Raw genomic sequence first — 19,545 nt, forward strand, 5'->3', positions numbered from 1 at the left:
CAAATATCAGGCAGTTTGTACTCCATGTCCCGTTACAGCCTTTTTCCGGTTCTTTGTATGCGCAATATAGCCTTCTTTTACCAGACACTGGGCCTCGTCTTTCAGCGTTTCTTCATAAGGCCTGGTATGATATCCCAGTTCCCGTTCTGCTTTAGAATAATCAAACTGGTTATTCCTTGCAAGGTTGTACACTGCAAAATTTGTCAACAGAGGTTTCTCTCCGGTCTTTCTGGCCTTCTTCTCCATATATCTGGCAAGTACATAGGCCATACGGATGGGAACGTAAAAATAAGGAGCCTCCCATGCCCACCGGCATTTTTCCGTTCATGATCTTAATAACTGTACCTGTAGTCTCCCCCACCGCATAATCTTTTGGTCCCAGGATACCGCTGGGATGGACTACACAGGCCTTTAATTCTCTTTCCCTGAAAGCATCTAAAACCGCCTGGGTAGCCAGGGCTTTGGACTGACTGTAACAGCCCACCTGCCTGCTTTCATCAACAGGCGTAAACTGGTATGTCTCTCTGATAGGAGTGCCCTTAGGCTGTTCCGGAATTGCTCCTGTAGAACTTACATAGACCATCTTCCTGCACTCCGGATGTTTCAGGCACATCTCGATCATATTTTTCGTTCCGCCAACATTGACCTCCATCAGCTTCTGGTTAAAGTCTGGATTGGTGGTTACCATACTGGCACAGTGGATCACAATGGAGCTGTCCCCTTCAGGTATGGCAAAAAGCCTCTCCAGAGAATCTACATCACAGAGATCCCCTTCTGAAATCTCCACTTCCTTTGGAATATATTTCATAGATTTGTCTCCCGGAAGGACCAGAGCTCTTACATAGTCTCCCCGTTTCAAAAGTTCATCACATACATGGCTGCCCAAGAATCCTGCTGCCCCGGTTACTAAATATACTGTTTTTCCCATAGAAAAGACCTCGCTTTCTTATTTTTCAGTTTTATCACTTGATGAAACTATCATAAAGAAAGCACATTTCCGTTTTATTTACGTATTGTTTCCGTATTATTAAAACCGTAGTTTTGCCGCTTGTCCTGTGTTCCTGTGGAGACAATAGGCTCCACACCTACAGATTGTCTATTGTTATGAAAAAAGTAGCTATAACCCATTTTATAGGATATATAGCTACTCTAGATTTTGTAATAATATGTTTTTGGACAAATCATTAGTTGAATTATAATCGTGTCAGTACACTGGGACTTTATGCTTATTTTTGAATTTTCAACAGCTCTGTATATTGAGAACGGTCCTCTTCTTTTATCTTCAGGGCATCCATAGCTTCCTTAGCTGTCATATTCATGGTATCCATAAGATTTTTAATAGATTCTGTAAGTGCCTGCTGTATGCCCGTCTGTATCCCTTTCTGAAGGCCTATCTGAATGCCCTTCTGTTCTACACCTTCGCTTAGATTACACATATTTGACACCTCCTCTTCAAAGGCCTGACTCATCTGGATATGGAATTCTTCTTCTAAGACCTTCTTTTTCTCCTCTGCTTTGAACTCTGATGAAAACAACACAGAAAGGAGTTTTAATATCCCACATCCTATCTCTGCCTCGGGATTCCCCAGACAGATCATAAATACAGACAAAAGGTCATAGTTTTTCTGCTCCTCTTTTACCTGTCCGACAAAATTGTTTTCCGCCAAGGCATAGCTTGTAATGGTATGTTCCCGGTTCTTTGGGGGAGTGGTGCATATCCAGATAGAATACACCTTTTTAATCTTCTCATAATGACTGCCGGTAAAAACCGTCCCATACTGGCTGGAAATCATCCGGCAGCAATAGTAGACTCCTCTTTTCACCAAGGGATATCCGGGATAAAACTGGTTCTGGGCTTCCACGTTGAGGATCAGGCCTATTTTTTCTCTGTCAGGGCTTCCAGAGCTTTTATAGTCAGAAGGCACAGCAGCAGTAAAGCGGATATCAAAGGTAACTGTGCCTTCTGTTATCGTAGTGTCTTCCACTCCTGTTCCCTGTATCACAGGAGCGCTTTTTCTTTCGTCAGGTGCCACAGGAATCTCTCCGATCTGTGGTTTCTCTTCAATGTACTTTTCTGCAATCTCATTGATTTCGCAGTCCATGTACTCCCAAAGGCAGCTCTTCATGATCCATGTTAGTGTACTGTATCACTCACATTTCGCATAATGACTTGCCTGAACTTCCATCTGCGGCGTTGTCGTCAATCGGCGTAGCCACCACTACGCCTCATTCCTCCGCCTTGCAGAGTGAAAAGTTCATTCGTCGTCATTATGCTGAAAGTAAATGATACAGTACACTAGAATAATCTTTTCTGCCAGAAGGCGTTTGCAGGATGCGTCATAGTTTGCTTTTTCATCAGCGGTAGAAATGTTTTTTGCAATCGTTGTTTCCGTGATGAAGAGCCTCCTTTCTTTGAGACTATTCTAACATAGCACTGCGAAAGGCGTCTATTTGTAATATATTACAAAGATGTAATCTTTTTTCAAGGCGTTTTCTGTATAGAATTCTTACCCGCTCTGACATGGCATATATGTTCTCGGCATGAGGGGATAGCTTCTTTTTTCTCTCCCTCCGGGAAAATGATCTTAAGCACAAAGAAAAAAATCACCATAGACACTCCTCCTGTGATGATGGTTACACTCAGGAAAATCACGATCCATGCGATAAAATACCACATGGCCTGATATCCTACGTTTCCATGGCTTTTAAAGGTGATATTCCTCTGGAGAGCCTTCTTTAATATTCCTACCATATCATCAAAAAAGAAAAAAGGAATTTTTCTGCTCTATTCACCCATGTTAAATGAAACAGAACCCGCACTTCTCCAAAGCATACAGGGCCGCTCCTGCAGCTCCTACGATTTCCGGTTCCTCACAGATATAAAGACTGGCGCCAATCTTCTCTTCCACAGCCCGGACCACACCAGGGTTCTTGGCTACGCCTCCTGTCATCATGAAGTCCGGCTCCATGCCTACCCGGCGCAAAAGCCCGAAGGCTTTGTTGGCAATGGCGTGGCAGACTCCCTCTGCGATGTCTGCCTTCTCTTTATTGTTGGCGATCAGAGAGATTACCTCCGATTCTGCGAAAACAGAACACATACTTGTAATCTCAATCTTCTCTGTAGAAGTCAGGGCGATGGCTCCCAGCTCATCCAGGGAAACTTCCAGAGTCCGGGCGATCATTTCCAGAAAGCGGCCTGTTCCTGCGGCGCACTTGTCATTCATGACAAAGTCCTTTACCTCTCCCTTTTCGTTCAGATGGATGGCCTTACTGTCCTGTCCGCCGATATCCAGGATGGTGCGGATCTTTGGGTTAAAGTAGTGGGCCCCTTTGCCGTGACAGCTGATCTCTGTTACATTTTCATCTGCAAAATCAATGCTGACCCGTCCGTATCCGGTGGAAACGATCCAGGAAATATCTTCTCTGGAAAGGCCTGCTTTCTCCAGAACCTCCTCTAAGGCTTTCTGGGCGCTGACTCCGGATTTTGCCCCGGTGCGCACTACAGAAAATGCCCGGATCTTTCTGTCCTGGTCCATGATCACCGCATTGGTAGAGGTGGAACCGCTGTCTATTCCCATTACATACATTGTCTTGTCTCCCTTTCCTGTTTTTTTCGGCTGTGGTATGTCTGGAGTCAGAGACTCCAGAAAAGCTTCGATTCTGGTCCGTATCTGTCCGCTGCTCTGCCGGGTGTAATCTGTTTCCAGCAGGAGCATGGGGCGGTCCAGCCATTCCTTCACCCAGGCATATTCATAGGCATAATTGTCACAGAACTGCACTGTATGGTAGATAATACCGTCCACACTTCCTGCAAACCGACGGATCAGTTCATCCCGGTTAGATGCCAGTTCCATCCGCATACAGGGGAACTGGCTTAAAAGTCCCCGGACATAGCCGCCCAGGATTTCTTTTTCATCTGCCAGAATCTTTCTTCCAAGTCCGGTACAGGTCAGATCAAAGGCCACATTGGCCCCCTTCTCTTCCAGGATTTTTTTAATACTTTCGTTGGCTCTGGCACCGATAATACCGATATTGACAGAATTGTTTTTTATAGCGTACTGCTGTTCTTCCTGCCGCTCTTTCAGATATTCCAGAAACTTGTCTTCCTGGAATTTTTTCCCGGAAAATTTTTCATACTCCTGGATCATCACCCGGATCCGCTGCTCATAAAGAGCAATTCCCGCCTCTTTGGTAATCCTGGGGGTATCCAGCATATAGATAAACTTCTCAGGGAATTCTTCTCTCAGCACATCATACAGACGGCGGATACTGTCGCAGCAGGTAGTGAGGATAACGCCTTCATAGTCTTTTTTCATGACCTCTTCCAGAACTCCCTTGGCAAAGCTGCAGATATTAGGGTGCATTCGGATCTCCGCCTGGTTAAAATTTGCCACATCGGGCTCAATCCGCTCCATTTCCACTCCCATAGCCTGAAAAATCTCCACAGGAGCATACTTACAAATATATCCTAGCATATTTTCTTCTCTTCCTTCTCAACTGTCTCTTCTGTGTCTCCAGCTCCCAGCATTTCCAGAAATGCCTCCAGCCTGGTCTTGATCTGTCCGTCATGGCTGTTCCTCCGGTCAATTCCGTCTCCGTCCAGAATCAACATAGGAATGTCCATCTCCTGCAGCTTTTCTTTCAGAAGCACGCTGCCTCCGGAAGACTGCTTGCATCCCCAGTGGCAGAACTGAATCACGGCATCTGGCTGGAGGGTCCGGGCCAGTTCCCCTACCATTTCTGCTTTATGAGAATAGGAACCATTATAAAGATTCCGTATAATCTTCTTAGCCAGGGCATGAAATGGCTTTGCTTCGTCCATTTCTTCCATAGAATCCATAATAATGTCGCTGGCAATGATCTGATATTTCCGGCTGGAATTAAAATAGCTCTGAAGAGTTTCCTGATAGAAGGGCAGCAGATGTATCCACAGGATCTTCTTTCCCTCAAACTTAGGATAGTTTTTAATATCCTGGATTATAAATCGGATCAGATCCAGAAATTCCTGTCTGCCAATGAGAAGATGCATGCCCATCATCATATAAAGATGGCTGATCAGCTCTCCGGGATAGTATCTCTCGCTCTGGAGCTTAAAGAATTCCATCAGGGCTCTTCTGGTCTCATTCTCAATCCTTATGGCCTCCCGGAGCTTTTCTTCCTCGAATTTTCTGCCGAAGCGGCTTTCCAGCTCCCTGGCAAAATCTTTTAACTGCTCTGCCAGATACTCTACAGATTCTTCATCATCTCTGTAAGGAACGTCCAGGAAAGTAAAGGGTACGCCTTTCTTCTTCTCCAGATACCGGAAAGTATTCAGGTTTCCGTCACAGGAAAGAGAAGTGGTCACTGCATATTCCGGAACCGGAACTGCGCCGCTGTCAATAGCACCTACAAAGGTTTTGTGATAGGAGCACAGAGTCGGAGCAATCCCCGTATTCTGGGCATAGTCTATAAAAAAATCTTCCAGATGATAACCGCTGAAATAGCAGGAAAGACACTCAATAGAAAGTGTGTTAAGGCCGAAACATCCAATCAGTTCAGAAGGAGCAAAAATATTTCCCCATACATAACTGTCCGGTTTTCCTAAAGAATCAGCCACAAAAGACATCATCATGGCCTCCAGCTTCTGATATCCTTTGGAGATACCTTTTTTAGGAAGGAGCTTTGTACGGAGCTTGTTTGCCTTAAATCCAAGAAGCATCTTTTCCCAGCTTTCCCCGGGATGTTCCATTGTCTGTTCTTTTACATGATCAATGTATTTGTCTGCAATCCACATCCTATATCCTCCAGTCTTCAAATAGTCCATAGTCCTTGCAGCAGCAGGCCAGGCCTCCCTGCCTGTTGGGATAGCTTGGAACAGCTATTCTCCTGCCTGCAAAGAAAAATCTTACAGAATAATGGTATACCACATTTTTGCCGAAATTTCCAGGGGCATGTTCTGCCGCCCCCTCTGAATGGAGTGGCTTGTGTAGCTCATGTAAGTCACACTGGGCCGCAGTTGCCTGGCATTTTCTGCCTCCTCCCCCAAGATTTCCTCATTCCAGGCCGCAGTCACAAAAAATCCCTCAGTCGGACTGTCAGGAAACAGCTCGTCCAACTAAGGGATTCTTATTCTCTCATCTATCAGGGACTAAAATGGCTTTCTCCCACGGCCCCTGCTGTGCTAAAATCTTTTAATTTTTCTTGTGGTAGTTTTTTCAAACTCTGTGTCTCTGACGATCAGACTGTAAATCTTTTTCTGAGGAGCCGCCGTCCTGTTGTACTCATCAATCACTTCCTGAAGACTTGCCTTTACATCTTTGATCCTTTTTTTCTTCACATAATCCTGATCCGGATAAATCTCTGCCTCAATCACACCATTATGCTCGCGAACAAGGACTTCTCCTACCAGGCGGTTGGTGCTAAGGGCATTTTCCAGCTCTTCAGGAGAAACATTTTCGCCGTTTTTCGTGATAATGAGGTTTTTCTTTCTTCCAGTGAGATAGACAAAACCATCCTCGTCTACATAGCCAAGGTCGCCGGTCTTCAGCCAGCCGTCCTCCAGGGTCTCTGCCGTTTCCTCCGGCATCTTATAATATCCCTGCATAACGCTGCTGCCTTTTACCCAGAGTTCTCCGTCTACAGTCTTTGCCTGACAGTTGGGCAGCAGCTGTCCCACTGCATCTTTTCGGATATTCCATTTCTGAGTAGTGCTGATCACCGGAGAACACTCAGTCATGCCATAGCCCTGCTGGATAATAATATCATATTTCGCAAATAAATCTATATAGGAAGGATCCAGGTAAGCGCCGCCGCTGCAGATGGTATGGAACTGTTTTCCAAAGACCTGATTCTTTACGATCTTTGCAGGAAGAAGGGCGGCCTCCTCCAGCTTCTTTGCCATGGTCTCGATCATCAGAGGCACCATGAGGATCATCTCCGGCTTAAACAACTTAATATTCTTAGCCACACGCATGAGAGAATCATTGATGCAGATCACAGCTCCCAGAGATACCCCTTTCAGAATGTCCATACTCAGACAGTATGCATGATGAATAGGAAGCACCGTCATAATAACGATCCTCTCAGGGATCTTCATGTCTAGACAGGTAGCATTTTCCGCTACATTTCTGTGGGTCAGCATAACCCCTTTGCTCTTTCCGGTAGTTCCTGAAGTGAACATAATGGTACAAAGCTGATCAGGGTCCGGCATATAGTCAAAGCTTCCCCTGTGCTCTTCCAGCAGCTTCCAGAAAGCATAGGCCTGCTCATTATGGTCCTGCTGCTGCATAGAGATCAGGATTTTCAGCTGTGGACACCGCTCTTTTGCTATAGCTGCCACATCTTTTCTTGCCTCGTCATAGACCAGAACGGTGGAATCCGACCTGTGTATCAGGTCGCATACATCTTCTGCGGAAAGGTTTACATCCAGAGGCACCACCACGCTTCCGCTGTTCACTGTACCGAAATAAGCAGTCAGCCAGGGGTAAGAAGTGGTTCCGATGACTGCTATATGTTTTCCCTGCTCTCCCAGATCCCTGAGAACACAGGAAAAGCTTTCGCTGTCTTCTCTGAGCTGGGTATAGGTTTTCGATTCTATTTCATTTTTGCTTATTTTATAACGTATGGCATCTTCCGGCCCGTATTTTTGCTCTGTATTGACCAGAATCTGGCGGACAGTACTGCAAAGCATATTTCTTTCCATCCTTTCTCCGGGCAGGGTCAATTCCCGGCAGTGAGTTTTTCAAGATAATCTGCGGCTTCCTGTACAGTACGGATATTCATAGCGTCTGCCTGCTCTACCTCTACATCAAATTCATCCTCAATTTCTCCCAGCATGCTCATAAAATCATAGGAAGTAAATCCCAGATCCTCCATGAACCGGGATTCCGGACGGATGTTATCTTTTTCCACTTCTACATAACTGCAGATAATATCAACTAATTTTTCAAACATGAGCTTTTCTCCTTCTCAATTTATTTTATATCAGCTTGATGATCTCACCAATAGTCAGATCCGGGTTCTCTGTTCCTTTGAACATGATCTTGCACAGATAATAATAGAGATATTCCAGTTCTTCTCTGGACACTGCCTTGATCTGATGTTCAAAATTAAAGTCCAGTCCGTTGTCTTCCGGACGGTGCATAACCGTCAGATACATTCCCTGAGGGCAGGTTCCATTGGGATACCATTTTGTTTTATAGCGGATATCCCCCAGCTCTGTAAGGCCATTTTCCTGAAGGGTCATCGGCTGATAAGTAAGGGAGATTGGTTCATAGGTCAGGCCTGCATGAGGCTGGGGATAGATTTTGGAACGGTAAGCAAAGTATGCCGTAGGGTCATAATTTGCATGGCGGAAAATCTCATTCTGTTTGTCACGGATAGCATAGACTCCGTCAATAAATTTCATATCTTCGGAAAAGACTGTCCGGATAGGGAAGGAATGGATCCTTGTGCCGCCGGATTTTTTCTCCCGAATAGTAGCCCGCCTTGCAATGGCATTATTGATAGACACATCTTCAAAACCGTTCATCTTCTGGAAATATGTACGCAGTCCCATAAGGAGCAGACAGGCCAGAGACACATGATATTTTTCACAGAAATCCATAAGTCTCTTAGTAGGATCTGCTTCCAGATGAAAGATGTCCAGGGCAGACTTTGTATCGTCAGAAGCGTTAAATGCAGTGCGCAGTTTCGGGTCCTTAAACATGGCCCGGGCAGCCTCCAGCTTGTCTGTTCCATGGATGCCGTTGTAAATAGGCTCTCCTTTTTCTATCTCTCTCTGGAAAAATTCTATATCTCTTAACTGTGCCTTGCTTCCCGCTTCATAGGCAAGATCTTTCTTGAGCTGGTCGATGTAGGAAGCCATATCCTTCGGATAAGGAACTCCTTCATATTTTTCATTACAATAGAGCTCAATAATGTCTTTCATAAAGCAGATCAGAGACTGGGCGTCTGCAATCATATGATGTACCAGGAAATAGATTCCGTTAAATCCGTCAGGCATCTGGATCATAACGATCCGGCTCATCTGGGAATCTTCCATCTTAAAAGGTACTGTAGTCCACTGCTGCATGGTGGATTCAGCCTCTTCCATGGTTCCTTTAGAGAAATCTGCAAACTCAATCTTCATCTCTTCCGGGTCTGCCACATACTGATACCAGTTTCCCTCTTTATCTTTTGCAAAGCGGATCCGCATGCCTTCGCTTCTTGCATAAGCCTTATTAATGGATTTTGCCAGAAGGTCCCAGTCGATCTCGATTTCAATCGTCACGCTGGTACCGATATTCAGCACTGCTGCACTGGGGCAGAAAGGCAGGTAGTACAGATGGAATTTCTGTGCTACAGTCAACGGGTATACTTTGTGTCCTTTTCTTGTTCTCATCATTTCATTATTCCTCCGATAAATGAATCAAGGGCCTTTTCATATGCTGCCGTATCCTTATAATAGCTCTCTCCGTGGCCTGCATCTTTTACAATCAGTTTCGTCTTCGGCGCTGCGCAGTTTTTGTAGATTTCCTCACACATCCAGCAGGGAACAAAAACATCTTTTTCTCCGTGGATAAAAAGGAACGGCGTTTTTGCCCTGCGCACTTCCCTGGCGGCATTACACTCATCCAGGCCGTACCCGGCATTTTTCTTATTCAGCTTATCTGCGATCTGGATCATGGGAAAAGCCGGAAGATGATACATGCTGTGCAGTACATGGGTAAATACATCCTTTGCGGAGGTAAAGGCACAGTCAGAGACAATTCCCTTCACCTGGGACGGAAGTTCCATTCCTCCCATCATGCAGACAGTAGCGCCTCCCATAGAATTTCCGTGAAGAAGAATCTGGGCGTCCTGGCCGATCTCCTGGATCATCCATTTGATCCACTCCATTCCGTCATACCGGTCCATGGTACCAAAGCCAATATATGTTCCCTCACTTTCTCCGTGAGCCCTTTCGTCAATCAGCAGCATCCGGAATCCATGTTTCAGATAATAATAAGAAAGACTGCCGTAGTCATTCAACCCTTTGCTGGTATAGCCATGGAAACAGATGACTGCCTTTGTCCCTCCATCACCTTTGAAATAGGTGCCGTGGAGTTTCAGGCCATCTCTGGATCGGATCCATACCTCCTGATGTGGCTGTTCCATCATCCAGGCGCTTCTCTTGTGCATAATGGGAAAATATTGTTCCCAGTCCACACCGGACATCTTCATGGTACGTTCTGTCTTGGCATTATAGCGTTTCATGGTCCTTCTGTAAAAATATGCGGTACCGGCTGCTTCTGCCGCCGCCAAGGCTCCCAGAAGTCCTGCTGCTCCTTTCAGTAAATTACCCATTTTCTTCACCTGCTTTTCTGAACATCCTGTTTTCAGTTACTCAATTATTTTTTGCTGTTCTTCTTTTTTTTACTGTTGATCAGATCTTTCAGTTTTAAGGCTTTGTCAATATTGCCTTCCACTTTTAATTTTCCCAGAGTTACCGCAAGGATAGGATCGGCCTTTCCATCTGCGATCTTAAACAGGGTTTCTGCAGAACAGGTAAACATCGCATCTCTGTCAAAATATTCATAAGGTTCCACATACAGCTTTCCCTCTTTTACCTCAGCATAAAAAATCCCTTCTGCCTCGCCTGTGATATTGAACTGATATGCCAGATGTTCCTGAATGTCGCTTACATCTGCGTCCATCAGCATCCCTTTCACCTTTGAAAACATATCTGCGTAGGTCATAGCATCCTCCTTTTCGACCTTTTTCGGCCCGTTTCGACCAATGGTCATATTTCTTTTTATGTTAGATTAACACTTTTTCGGCCAGCGGTCAACTGGCGGTACTTGCAAAATATTCCTAGGTTTCTTTTGTTTTTTTGTAAGTTTTTATGGTTTGTCCTTTTCATCTGTATGTGTTATATTATCTTTATTATTACGGAAACTCAGAAAGGTGATGTATATGCCAAATCCGGTAAAATACCATAAGATCCTGGATGCCCTTCAGACGCTTCTGGAAAACCAGGAATTACAGAATATCTCGGTCAGTGAGATTGCCCACACGGCTGGGATTGGAAAAGGAAGCATCTACTATTACTTTCCGTCAAAAGATGCAATCCTCCAGGCATTGGTAGAACGCAATTATGAAAAGCCTCTTCAGACAGCAAAAGCTCTGGCATATCAAACCGAAATCTCTCCTTTTACAAGAATGGCGATGATATTCCAGGCCTGCAGGAATTCTTCCTCTGAATTTCTAAAATCAGAGGACAGCACAGACTCCAGCACCCAGTCCAAGATATTCCTTCATCAAAAATATGTAAATCACATTATCACTGAGCTGAAGCCTGTACTGGCGGAAATCATCCGGCAGGGCGTGGAGTCAGGAGAAATTCATTTTGATGACCCGGAATCTCTGGCAGAAATCGTGCTGATCGTTCTGACGGTAAAGATGGATAACACACTGGTTCCTTCTTCAAAAGAAGAAATCGAAACTACCATCAGTGCTCTGATCTCTCTTCTGGAACAAGGCACCGGCAATCCGCCAGGTTCCCTGAACTTTCTGAAGAGCTAGGGATAAAAAGAAAGGGCTGCCCTGCTAAACTTTAACTGTTCAGCGGGACAGCCCTTTCTCTATTTTCATATCTTTTTATTCTTCAAAAAGTCCTTTCAGCACTTTCACGCATCCCTCTACACCCAGGGTTGCTGAGTCAAGGACGATATCATAGTTTTTCTTATCATCCCATACTCTTCCTGTGTTTGCCCGAAAATAGGCAGCTCTCTTTTTATTATAATACTTCCTGGTGGAATCTATGTTCTGAGGGTCAATTCCATACTCTTTTTCAATCCTCTTCTTAACTGCCTGCTCATCACTGGAATAAATGAAGACCTTTGCCACACCTCTTTGATTTTTCAGTGCATATGCGGCACAGTGTCCCATAAAAATCCCCGGTCCATTCTGGGCCAGACGTCTGATCTCAAGCTGCTCGTCCAAAAATACTTTTCCCTCTTCCGGCAGCATGTTAGCATCCCCTGCCTGAACACGATTCATAAGGAAAAGAGAATACATCAGGCTTCCTGTAGCCTTCTCCTCATACTGATTAATCCGCTCTACAGAAATACCACGTTTCTGGGCTACAGTTTCAAGGATTTCCCGTCCGTAGCAAGGCACATTGCAGACCTTTGACAGTTCTTTTCCGATAGTCGATCCTCCACTTCCATATTCTCTTTCAATTGTAATATATCGATATTTCATCCTTATACCTCCTCTATCTTCTAACAGTTAAGCCACATCCGTTGATTAATTCTCACAAATATAATAATGGCTTCCTGTTGATTGTTCATCACTATAGTATTATAATTTAAAAAAGCGATTACAACAATAGACACAGGTTTTTATTTGTGGCTTATTATACATTTTTCAAAAATTGTGGTATAAAGGAGCAGTGCCAAAAGATGAAACAGCATTCAAAACAGGATCTGCGGTTTATAAAAAACGAAAATCTTATACGTGAAACCTTTCGAAAGATGATCTGCGAAATGGATTATTCCAAAATCTCCATTAAAGAGCTTACCCAGAGAGCTCAGATCAACCGAAAAACTTTTTATCTCCACTATTCTTCTCTGGATCATCTTCTGGCTGTACTGCAGCTTGAAATTATGGACCCTGCTGTCCAGATGATAGCAGAGACAAGTTTTCCGGAAGATATAGAGATCATTATCCGGAGAAGCTTTAAAATCATGGCCTCCCTAGATAATGTGGACAAAATTGTCCTTTCTACAAAAGGAGACTTTCCGGAAAAAAAGAGCCCTTCCGATCTGATCCAGGAGCAGCTGTTCAAAAAATATGACCATATTGCGAAATACGGACCTTTTGAGAGCAGCCTTATCATCACCTATTTTTCTGTCTGTCTGGGTGTGATCTTCCGTCAATGGGAAGCCAATGGCCAGCAGCAGATCCCTATGGAAGATATGATTCCTCTGACTACCAATTTGATCCTTCATGGAATGGAGGGGGTGGGGCTGGTTAGGAAGGATTCTTGATGATTACTGAAGTGTTACGTTTATTGCGCACCATTTTTAAAATGCCGAATTTATTTTATAGTGTAATTTGTGTTTCTTGCTTTTCCATTCTGTTTTAGCAAGTTGTTTTTTACCATTTTTCTGATGACTCTGGTAGCCGTGGATGCACTTACTTCCAGTAATCCGACAACGTCATTTTTGGTAATAATTCCATGTGCTCGGATATATTCTAATATTTTCTTTTCTTCATCACTTAATTGTTTTTCCGACTCTACAAAAGAGTTTCTGCTGATTTTTTCTTGAAGCGCAGATTCACTTTCCAACTATGATAAGTTTGGTGAATACCTCGATTAAAAAAGCAAATAACATAGAGTGTGTTTCGCACTAAAATGGTGTTGAATTTATTTTTTTACTTTAGTTTTTAGCACCTCCAGAATATCCCCGTCAATACAGATAGACCTCTCTGCAATCTCTCTTGGCGCTGCCGCGTCTCCATAATTTATGCAGACATAAACCGCCTTGGGATTCTGTGCCGTCATCTGCCAGAAAGGATACTTGATGATCACCGGGGTGTTATATCCCACCCCCAGCTCCAGAAACAGGATTTTCTTTCCCTGATGTTCTCGGATATACCTGCTGTACCGCTCCGATGCTTGATACCAGCCTTTATCCTGAACAAAGGTATCATCGGAACGAAGGTTCATGGTAAGGGGCTTTCCGCAATGAGGGCAGCGGGGCACCAGTTCCGTGGGAATCCGCATCTGTTTCTGCTGCCGGACCATTTCACTGATGACCTCCTCATTATCCCAGGTCTCCTGGCAGCAGGGCTCTGAGCACTGGAACAGTCCGTAGTCTCCCTGGGTATAAAAAAGCCGTTCTTTCTCAAATCCCGCTTTCTGAAAGCAATGGTCCACATTGGTTGTCAGGATAAAGTAATCTTTCTCTTTCACCAGCTCCAGCAAGTTTTCATACACCGGCTTGGGCGGGTCCATATACCGGTTCAGATAGATATACCGGCTCCAATAGGCCCAATGTTCCTCCAGGGTTTCATAAGGGTAAAAGCCCCCGGAATACATATCATGAAAACCATACTTTTGAGCAAAATCTGAAAAATATCTCTGGAATCTCTCTCCGGTATAGGAGAATCCCGCAGAGGTAGAAAGCCCTGCTCCTGCACCGATGATCACTGCCTCCGCTTTCTCCAGCGCCTTCCTGAACCTCTGGATTTTCTGAAAATCCGATTCTTCCTGATCTTTTCTTAATATATTTGGAAACATCATTCCCTACCTCCCAGTCTTTTCACTGCAGATACCGGACACTGCTCGAAACAGCTTCCGCAGTGAAGGCAGTGCTCCTGCTGTATCCGGTAAGGCTGCCCGGCCTCTATACATCCCTGAGGACAGTGCTCTATACATGTCCCACAGCCGATACAGTCTTCTGTGATCTGATACCCTTTCAGTGTAACATTACCCTGTCCTATTGTATAGCTTTCCCGGAAGATTGGCCGGACTCCCAGGTTAAAGTACTCTATAGCCCCGTCTCGGATTTCAAATACAATACCTATTTCTCTTGTATTTCCCGGATATACATTGGCTAGATAGGGCTGCTCCTGAAAAATCTTCTCTATCCAATGGTCCTGTTCATCCCGGGGCGCCGGCAGTGCCTTTGCGCTTAAGCGTATCATCTCCTTGTATCTGGTATAAGCCAGTATCTGTACCCTGCCGTCTTCCAGAAGCTCCCGGCAGAAATCTTTTCCCCGGGCAGTGAAAAAATACAGAGCATCTGGTTCATAATGGATGGCGCTGATATTTCTTATCTGAGGATTGCCCTGGGAATCCACTGTGGCAAAAGCCAGGACTCCCACATATTGTAATTTTTTTAAACATATTTCTGCGTTCATTTGTTATCCTCCATATATACAACAATTTTTCCGTTGACTTTATGTAGAACACTTCAAAGATCGGGTTATCTGCTGTTTCATACTGCCCTTTTACGATAGGGTTGTTCATAGCCCCTTCTTTTACGGCCATGTTGTCTTCAAAAACTGCTGTTCCGTGGATACGGATCCATGCATAAGTGGGATCCGACACACATACTTCAACTTCAGGATTTGCCTGCATATCTTTGTAAACATCTTTTGTGTTATTCGTGCAGAACCAGAGTTTTCCCTCCTGCTCAAAGAGAAACATAAAGGGCCTTACCTTTGCCTTGTTATCTCTTCCCACGGTTGCCAGATACTGTACTGGGTTTGCCTGTAAAAATTCTACTACTTTGCTCATAATGAATTCTCCTTTTCTTTTTGTTGTAATATTCGTTGTTTCATCTTGCAATATTAAAATAGCATTCTTTTATTGTAATATCAATAGTTACATTAAAGTTTTTATTATTTTTTGAGCAAACATTTCCTTGAAGAATCCCTTCCAGGCAATAATGGCAATAACATATCACCGTGTCTGTTTTATATTGTCTGCAGGTTTCCGAGCCTGCAGTTCAACGAGTCAGTCAAACTGCCGGATCACTCTACAGGGATTGCCAACTGCAACACTGTTTTCAGGAATGAAACGTGTGACAACGCTGCCGGCTCCAATCACACTGTTTTTTCCAATGGTGACTCCCGGAAGTATAATGCAGCCTCCGCCAATCCACACATTATCTTGTATTTCAACAGGACGTGCAAATGTCTTGAAAAAACATTCAGGTCCTGTTGTATTCTCAAAAATCAATCTTTCCTGAGGCAATACCGGGTGAGAAGATGTATAAATCTGTACATTAGAAGCAATTAACACATAGTTGCCTATTGTTATCTCTTTGTTATCTACAAATGTACAATTCATATTAATGATCACATGATTGCCAATATAATATTCTTCCCATAGTCACAATGAAACGGCGTATCAATGGCAACATTCTCTCCTATGCCGCCTAATAATTCGGCAAGAATGGCCCGTCTTTCCTCTGTATCTTTATAGTCGGTAGAATAATACATTCTAGTTAATTTTCTTGCATTTGCAATACGATTTAAATCTTCCTCTCTTGCGGTATCAACCAAATCTTCTTGTATGTAATACACAGTCATTCTCCTTTTTTATTTAAAAGTATTTTCGACTACTCCAGGAAGCTGTTTATAAATAGAACCACCTATTTTTTCTTCAAACAGCATCTTGATTTCTAAGATTTTTTTCCAACGTGCAACGGTTACGGGTGGCGTTCCGTAACGGATCGCAACATCCACAAATCGTTTTTCCAAAAGACAAAATCCAGATGGAAGCGCCAGTGCATCGCACAGCTGTACAAGTCGGTCATAATCATCGTAAACAGCATTTTTTATAAAATGCTTCATAAATAAATAGTCCTGGTCAGATACGTCAAATGTTCCAATAGAGGTTTCTATATCCTGTATCATAAAGGCATGGGAAATACAGATCTGTGCCGCCTTTTTCCAGCCCCGTTCCATGCAAAAGCGATATCCGTCTATTAAGTGCTTCTCCGAAGTCACTCCGGCGTATCTCCCGATGTCATGGAGCAATCCAAAACAATATGCCTGATCCGCAGATAAATCTTCACATTGTGCGGCAATATTTTTACAGGCAAGAGCCACAAAACGGGAATGTTCTATCCATTTTCCCGGATTTAATTTCCCTGCCCATTCTAATTCTGTTTCTGCTATTCTACAATTCAGTTCCAATTTCATACTCCTTTCTGGCAACCATCTACCTGTAATCATTATAACGCCTGTGATATATCGTATAATATATTTATTCTGTCTTTTTTTCTCTCTATTCTGCCGTTTTTACCAGACAACGTCCCGATTATACCAGGATTCCCCAGAGCCGGGAATCCTGGTTTACAATGGACCTGTAAAGAAGTTCAGAGTCAGGAACGGAAGAGAGGAGGAAGAAGACCTGGATAAAAATGAAAAGGACAAAAAGAAGCTGTTCTACAGGGAGGCCCTTCTTTCTTCTATTGAAGAATTGAAGGGCTGTGTAGATTATATTGACTGGAAACAGGATTTTTATGATGACGTGCTTTCCGGAAAGCGTCCTTATATCAGCAATCTGATCCCGGCAGAGTAAATCTATGCCGGGTGGAACCGGTATCCTACGCCCCAGATGGTCTGGATCAGCTGGGGATTAGAGGGATCCTCTTCAATCTTATCTCTCAGATTATTGATGTGGACCGTAACCGTAGCCATATCCCCAACAGCTTCCATGCCCCAGACCCGGTCAAAGATCCGCTCTCTGGTAAAAGCAATGTTCGGATTTCGGGCAAAAAGCATCAAGATCTCAAATTCCCGGCCAGTAAGCTCTAAAGGACTGCCTTTCTTTAGTACCTTGTAGGACTCTGGATAGATTTCCAGGTTCCCCGCTTTCAGACAGTTTTCCTTCTTTCTTTCCTTCAGTGACCGATGAATCTGGATGTGGGCCTTTACTCTGGCCACCAATTCCATAGGACTGAATGGCTTTACCACATAATCATCTGCTCCCAGTCCCAGGCCTTTAATCTTATCAATATCTTCTTTCTTCGCAGTGACCAGAAGGATCGGAAGATCTGATTCCTGCCGTATTTCCCGGCAGATTTGGAATCCATTTTTCCTGGCAGCATAAGATCCAGGATCACTGCATCATAATTGTCTTTTTTAAATTTCAGCAGACCCATATTTCCGTCAGAAGCAATTTCCGCTTCCATTCCTTCTGCCAGAAGATAATCTCTTTCCAGGTCTGCGATCAATTCATCGTCCTCAATGATTAAAATTTTCTCCAATATTCTGCCTCCTGTTTTCAAATCTGGATGATTCCCAGCAAATTCAATCCCAGTACGCCAGCTCCCATAAGGATACGGTACCAGCCGAAAATCTGGAAATCATGTTTTTTTACATAATCCATCAAAAACCGGATAACTGCCAGAGATACCAGGAAAGCTGTCACCATGCCTGCAGCCAGTACGGTCAATTCCTGGGAAGAAAAAGACAGCCCATGGTGCAGGACCTGGAGCAGGCTGGCCCCCAGCATTACAGGTACCGCCAGATAAAAAGTAAATTCCGAGGCTGCTGGCCTGGATACCCCAATAAGGAGGGCTCCCAATATGGTAGCGCCCGATCTGGAAGTTCCCGGAAAGACAGCGGCGATAAGCTGAAAAACTCCGATGAGCAGCACTGCCGGTATGGTAAGCTGATCCACCGAAGTCATTTTAGGACTTCTTCCCTTATTCCATCTTTCAATGACAATAAATCCCACACCGAAAATGATCAGGGCTGAAGCCACCGTTCCGCCATGATAAAACAGTCGTTCAAAAACACTGTCAAACAAAATCCCTGCCACAGCGGCAGGAATACAGGCCAGAAGGATTTTTCCCCACAGGATCATTTTGTCTTTTTCGATTACCGGTTTTGTCCGATCACGGAACTGAAAAGGAAAGAGCCTGTTCCAAAATACCAGGACCACCGCCAAAATGGCTCCCAGCTGGATCACTACCAGGAAAAGGCTGACAAAGTCAGGGGAGCCTTCCAGCTTTACAAAAGCGTCCAGAAGGATCATGTGTCCTGTACTGCTTACAGGCAGCCATTCTGTGATTCCCTCCACAATTCCGAATAAAATTCCTTTTAATATTTCCATTTTTTTATTCCTCTCTGAATCCCTTCAGTGTACAAGGGGCCAAAAGCCTTTTATAGAAAGCGGAAAAATGTCCCTATACACTACCCCAGCAAAGCCATGACTACAGTTCCTGCTGTAAGAAGAACAAGGCCCAGGGCTTCTCTCCTGATCAGTTTTTCTCCGAAAACAAAGTAGGAAAAGGCCACTGTCACCAGAACACTGAGTTTATCCACCGGAGCTACGATGCTGGCAGGCCCCTCCTGAAGAGCTCTCCAGTAGCACATCCAGGAGGCTCCTGTGGCTACTCCGGACAGACAGATAAAGGCCAGCTCTTTTCTGGGAATCTTCCGGACCTCTTTTCCTTTTCCCTGGACCCCTACCATCACCCAGGCCAGGATCAGGACCACGCAGGTACGGATGGCAGTTCCCAGATTGGATTCAATATCAGAGATGCCTATCTTTCCCAGGATGGCCGTAAGACTGGCAAACAAAGCAGATCCGGCTCCATAGAAAAGCCAGCCCATCCCTTCCTTTTTTTCATTTTCTCGATTGTCCTTCTTCTCGATCATCAGAAAAATCCCCAGGGCAATGCCCAGAACCGCCACTGCTTTTTCCCAGAAAATTCCTTCTCCCAGGAAGATCAGAGCCAGGAGAATAGTAAGGACTGTACTGGATTTATCCAGAGGGACCACCTTGTTAATGTCTCCTATCTGAAGAGCCTTAAAATAGCACAGCCAGGAGGCTCCTGTAGCTGCCCCTGAAAGAATCAGAAAAACCAGTGTGCTCCCCTTTACGGAAGAAAGCTGTTCCCAGGAGCCGGCGAAAAATACCATAATCCAGGAAAAAATCAGAACTACCACCGTCCGCACCGCAGTAGCCACTGTAGAGTCTGTCTTTCGGATTCCGCATTTTGCCAGAATAGAAGTCACTCCTGCAAAAAAAGCTGAGCCTACAGCAAACAAAAGCCACATAAAAATTCCCTC

21 protein-coding genes and 4 pseudogenes are annotated in these 19,545 nt (G+C 44.4%); 3 read left to right on the forward strand and 22 right to left on the reverse strand.

Annotated elements, in window-relative coordinates; translation table 11 throughout:
• Positions 1–6: 6 nt before the first annotated feature.
• From B5G00_RS19690 to B5G00_RS16210, 12 genes and pseudogenes are all read right to left on the reverse strand, one after another.
• Positions 7–207 carry a hypothetical protein gene (locus tag B5G00_RS19690; protein ID WP_330396388.1) on the reverse strand — a complete coding sequence of 67 codons (201 nt, stop codon included), beginning with the start codon at positions 205–207 and terminating at the stop codon, positions 7–9.
• On the reverse strand, positions 170–928 hold the full coding sequence (locus B5G00_RS16160; protein WP_330396389.1) for an NAD-dependent epimerase/dehydratase family protein: 759 nt from the start codon (positions 926–928) through the stop codon (positions 170–172). Before B5G00_RS16160 ends, B5G00_RS19690 begins: the two co-directional genes overlap by 38 nt.
• A gap of 298 nt (positions 929–1,226) precedes the next feature.
• Positions 1,227–2,102 carry a hypothetical protein gene (locus B5G00_RS16165; RefSeq protein ID WP_087274621.1) on the reverse strand — a complete coding sequence of 292 codons (876 nt, stop codon included), beginning with the start codon at positions 2,100–2,102 and terminating at the stop codon, positions 1,227–1,229.
• Between the two features lie 380 nt (positions 2,103–2,482).
• A pseudogene (locus B5G00_RS19995) lies at positions 2,483–2,728 on the reverse strand (hypothetical protein); the annotation flags it as partial.
• 70 nt (positions 2,729–2,798) lie between these two features.
• Entirely contained in the window at positions 2,799–4,475 is a 1,677-nt protein-coding gene (locus B5G00_RS16175) for an acyl-CoA dehydratase activase (protein ID WP_087274627.1), read from the reverse strand.
• Positions 4,469–5,773 (reverse strand): 2-hydroxyacyl-CoA dehydratase subunit D, encoded by a 1,305-nt coding sequence (locus tag B5G00_RS16180; RefSeq protein WP_162613518.1) that lies wholly within the window; start codon positions 5,771–5,773, stop codon positions 4,469–4,471. The genes B5G00_RS16175 and B5G00_RS16180 overlap by 7 nt, the downstream gene beginning before the upstream one ends.
• Positions 5,774–5,884: 111 nt before the next feature.
• A complete protein-coding gene (locus B5G00_RS16185) occupies positions 5,885–6,052 on the reverse strand; it encodes a hypothetical protein (protein WP_162613519.1) in 168 nt (55 codons plus the stop codon).
• Between the two features lie 108 nt (positions 6,053–6,160).
• Entirely contained in the window at positions 6,161–7,669 is a 1,509-nt protein-coding gene (locus B5G00_RS16190; protein ID WP_087274676.1) for an AMP-binding protein, read from the reverse strand.
• Between the two features lie 29 nt (positions 7,670–7,698).
• Positions 7,699–7,932 (reverse strand): acyl carrier protein, encoded by a 234-nt coding sequence (locus B5G00_RS16195; protein ID WP_087274632.1) that lies wholly within the window; start codon positions 7,930–7,932, stop codon positions 7,699–7,701.
• 25 nt (positions 7,933–7,957) lie between these two features.
• The gene (locus B5G00_RS16200; protein WP_087274678.1) at positions 7,958–9,361 is read right to left on the reverse strand and encodes a condensation domain-containing protein; all 1,404 of its coding nucleotides are present in this window, start codon (positions 9,359–9,361) and stop codon (positions 7,958–7,960) included.
• A complete protein-coding gene (locus B5G00_RS16205) occupies positions 9,361–10,305 on the reverse strand; it encodes an alpha/beta hydrolase (protein ID WP_087274634.1) in 945 nt (314 codons plus the stop codon). Before B5G00_RS16205 ends, B5G00_RS16200 begins: the two co-directional genes overlap by 1 nt.
• 44 nt (positions 10,306–10,349) lie before the next feature.
• Positions 10,350–10,697 (reverse strand): SCP2 sterol-binding domain-containing protein, encoded by a 348-nt coding sequence (locus B5G00_RS16210; protein WP_087274636.1) that lies wholly within the window; start codon positions 10,695–10,697, stop codon positions 10,350–10,352.
• A gap of 217 nt (positions 10,698–10,914) precedes the next feature.
• Here B5G00_RS16210 and B5G00_RS16215 point away from each other — a divergent pair, with 217 nt between their 5' ends.
• The gene (locus B5G00_RS16215) at positions 10,915–11,523 is read left to right on the forward strand and encodes a TetR/AcrR family transcriptional regulator (protein WP_087274638.1); all 609 of its coding nucleotides are present in this window, start codon (positions 10,915–10,917) and stop codon (positions 11,521–11,523) included.
• A gap of 75 nt (positions 11,524–11,598) precedes the next feature.
• Here the strand turns inward: B5G00_RS16215 and B5G00_RS16220 are convergent, their stop codons facing one another.
• Positions 11,599–12,204: a cytidylate kinase-like family protein gene (locus tag B5G00_RS16220; RefSeq protein ID WP_087274641.1), complete on the reverse strand. Its 606-nt coding sequence runs from the start codon at positions 12,202–12,204 to the stop codon at positions 11,599–11,601.
• A gap of 200 nt (positions 12,205–12,404) precedes the next feature.
• Between B5G00_RS16220 and B5G00_RS16225 the strand changes: the two genes are divergently transcribed.
• On the forward strand, positions 12,405–12,992 hold the full coding sequence (locus B5G00_RS16225) for a TetR/AcrR family transcriptional regulator (RefSeq protein WP_087274643.1): 588 nt from the start codon (positions 12,405–12,407) through the stop codon (positions 12,990–12,992).
• A gap of 50 nt (positions 12,993–13,042) precedes the next feature.
• On the opposite strand, the gene B5G00_RS20000 is transcribed toward B5G00_RS16225, so the two are convergent.
• The 6 genes and pseudogenes from B5G00_RS20000 to B5G00_RS16255 all read right to left on the reverse strand — a co-directional run bounded on the left by B5G00_RS20000 (position 13,043) and on the right by B5G00_RS16255 (position 16,656).
• Positions 13,043–13,294: a winged helix-turn-helix transcriptional regulator gene (locus tag B5G00_RS20000; protein WP_087274645.1), complete on the reverse strand. Its 252-nt coding sequence runs from the start codon at positions 13,292–13,294 to the stop codon at positions 13,043–13,045.
• A gap of 78 nt (positions 13,295–13,372) precedes the next feature.
• The gene (locus tag B5G00_RS16235; RefSeq protein ID WP_087274680.1) at positions 13,373–14,248 is read right to left on the reverse strand and encodes an SIR2 family NAD-dependent protein deacylase; all 876 of its coding nucleotides are present in this window, start codon (positions 14,246–14,248) and stop codon (positions 13,373–13,375) included.
• Positions 14,248–14,871 (reverse strand): 4Fe-4S binding protein, encoded by a 624-nt coding sequence (locus B5G00_RS16240; protein ID WP_087274647.1) that lies wholly within the window; start codon positions 14,869–14,871, stop codon positions 14,248–14,250. Before B5G00_RS16240 ends, B5G00_RS16235 begins: the two co-directional genes overlap by 1 nt.
• A 34-nt stretch (positions 14,872–14,905) precedes the next feature.
• Positions 14,906–15,250 (reverse strand): annotated as a pseudogene (locus tag B5G00_RS16245) (pyridoxamine 5'-phosphate oxidase family protein); the annotation flags it as partial.
• A gap of 219 nt (positions 15,251–15,469) precedes the next feature.
• Positions 15,470–16,047 (reverse strand): annotated as a pseudogene (locus tag B5G00_RS20005) (sugar O-acetyltransferase).
• A gap of 9 nt (positions 16,048–16,056) precedes the next feature.
• Positions 16,057–16,656: an HDOD domain-containing protein gene (locus B5G00_RS16255; protein ID WP_242971394.1), complete on the reverse strand. Its 600-nt coding sequence runs from the start codon at positions 16,654–16,656 to the stop codon at positions 16,057–16,059.
• Between the two features lie 49 nt (positions 16,657–16,705).
• On the opposite strand from B5G00_RS16255, the gene B5G00_RS19415 reads away from it, so the two are divergent.
• Positions 16,706–17,044 carry a hypothetical protein gene (locus B5G00_RS19415; protein ID WP_242971395.1) on the forward strand — a complete coding sequence of 113 codons (339 nt, stop codon included), beginning with the start codon at positions 16,706–16,708 and terminating at the stop codon, positions 17,042–17,044.
• Between the two features lie 2 nt (positions 17,045–17,046).
• Here the strand turns inward: B5G00_RS19415 and B5G00_RS16265 are convergent.
• The 3 genes and pseudogenes from B5G00_RS16265 to B5G00_RS16275 all read right to left on the reverse strand — a co-directional run bounded on the left by B5G00_RS16265 (position 17,047) and on the right by B5G00_RS16275 (position 19,533).
• Positions 17,047–17,732, reverse strand: a pseudogene (locus B5G00_RS16265) (response regulator transcription factor).
• Positions 17,733–17,749: 17 nt separating this feature from the next.
• Entirely contained in the window at positions 17,750–18,583 is an 834-nt protein-coding gene (locus B5G00_RS16270) for an undecaprenyl-diphosphate phosphatase (RefSeq protein WP_087274654.1), read from the reverse strand.
• An 80-nt stretch (positions 18,584–18,663) separates the two neighbouring features.
• Positions 18,664–19,533 carry an EamA family transporter gene (locus tag B5G00_RS16275; protein WP_087274682.1) on the reverse strand — a complete coding sequence of 290 codons (870 nt, stop codon included), beginning with the start codon at positions 19,531–19,533 and terminating at the stop codon, positions 18,664–18,666.
• Positions 19,534–19,545 lie beyond the last annotated feature (12 nt).

It is taken from the genome of Blautia sp. An46 (assembly GCF_002161645.1).
Lineage (GTDB): Bacteria > Bacillota > Clostridia > Lachnospirales > Lachnospiraceae > Blautia > Blautia ornithocaccae.

Excerpts from the sequence above, each read along its gene's own strand:
- B5G00_RS16160 (WP_330396389.1), bottom strand. The coding sequence starts at position 928 with ATGGGAAAAACAGTATATTTAGTAACCGGGGCAGCAGGATTCTTGGGC.
- B5G00_RS16165 (WP_087274621.1), bottom strand. The coding sequence starts at position 2,102 with ATGGACTGCGAAATCAATGAGATTGCAGAAAAGTACATTGAAGAGAAA.
- B5G00_RS16175 (WP_087274627.1), bottom strand. The coding sequence starts at position 4,475 with ATGCTAGGATATATTTGTAAGTATGCTCCTGTGGAGATTTTTCAGGCT.
- B5G00_RS16180 (WP_162613518.1), bottom strand. The coding sequence starts at position 5,773 with ATGTGGATTGCAGACAAATACATTGATCATGTAAAAGAACAGACAATG.
- B5G00_RS16190 (WP_087274676.1), bottom strand. The coding sequence starts at position 7,669 with ATGCTTTGCAGTACTGTCCGCCAGATTCTGGTCAATACAGAGCAAAAA.
- B5G00_RS16195 (WP_087274632.1), bottom strand. The coding sequence starts at position 7,932 with ATGTTTGAAAAATTAGTTGATATTATCTGCAGTTATGTAGAAGTGGAA.
- B5G00_RS16200 (WP_087274678.1), bottom strand. The coding sequence starts at position 9,361 with ATGAGAACAAGAAAAGGACACAAAGTATACCCGTTGACTGTAGCACAG.
- B5G00_RS16205 (WP_087274634.1), bottom strand. The coding sequence starts at position 10,305 with ATGGGTAATTTACTGAAAGGAGCAGCAGGACTTCTGGGAGCCTTGGCG.
- B5G00_RS16210 (WP_087274636.1), bottom strand. The coding sequence starts at position 10,697 with ATGACCTACGCAGATATGTTTTCAAAGGTGAAAGGGATGCTGATGGAC.
- B5G00_RS16215 (WP_087274638.1), top strand. The coding sequence starts at position 10,915 with ATGCCAAATCCGGTAAAATACCATAAGATCCTGGATGCCCTTCAGACG.
- B5G00_RS16220 (WP_087274641.1), bottom strand. The coding sequence starts at position 12,204 with ATGAAATATCGATATATTACAATTGAAAGAGAATATGGAAGTGGAGGA.
- B5G00_RS16225 (WP_087274643.1), top strand. The coding sequence starts at position 12,405 with ATGAAACAGCATTCAAAACAGGATCTGCGGTTTATAAAAAACGAAAAT.
- B5G00_RS16235 (WP_087274680.1), bottom strand. The coding sequence starts at position 14,248 with ATGTTTCCAAATATATTAAGAAAAGATCAGGAAGAATCGGATTTTCAG.
- B5G00_RS16240 (WP_087274647.1), bottom strand. The coding sequence starts at position 14,871 with ATGAACGCAGAAATATGTTTAAAAAAATTACAATATGTGGGAGTCCTG.
- B5G00_RS16270 (WP_087274654.1), bottom strand. The coding sequence starts at position 18,583 with ATGGAAATATTAAAAGGAATTTTATTCGGAATTGTGGAGGGAATCACA.
- B5G00_RS16275 (WP_087274682.1), bottom strand. The coding sequence starts at position 19,533 with ATGTGGCTTTTGTTTGCTGTAGGCTCAGCTTTTTTTGCAGGAGTGACT.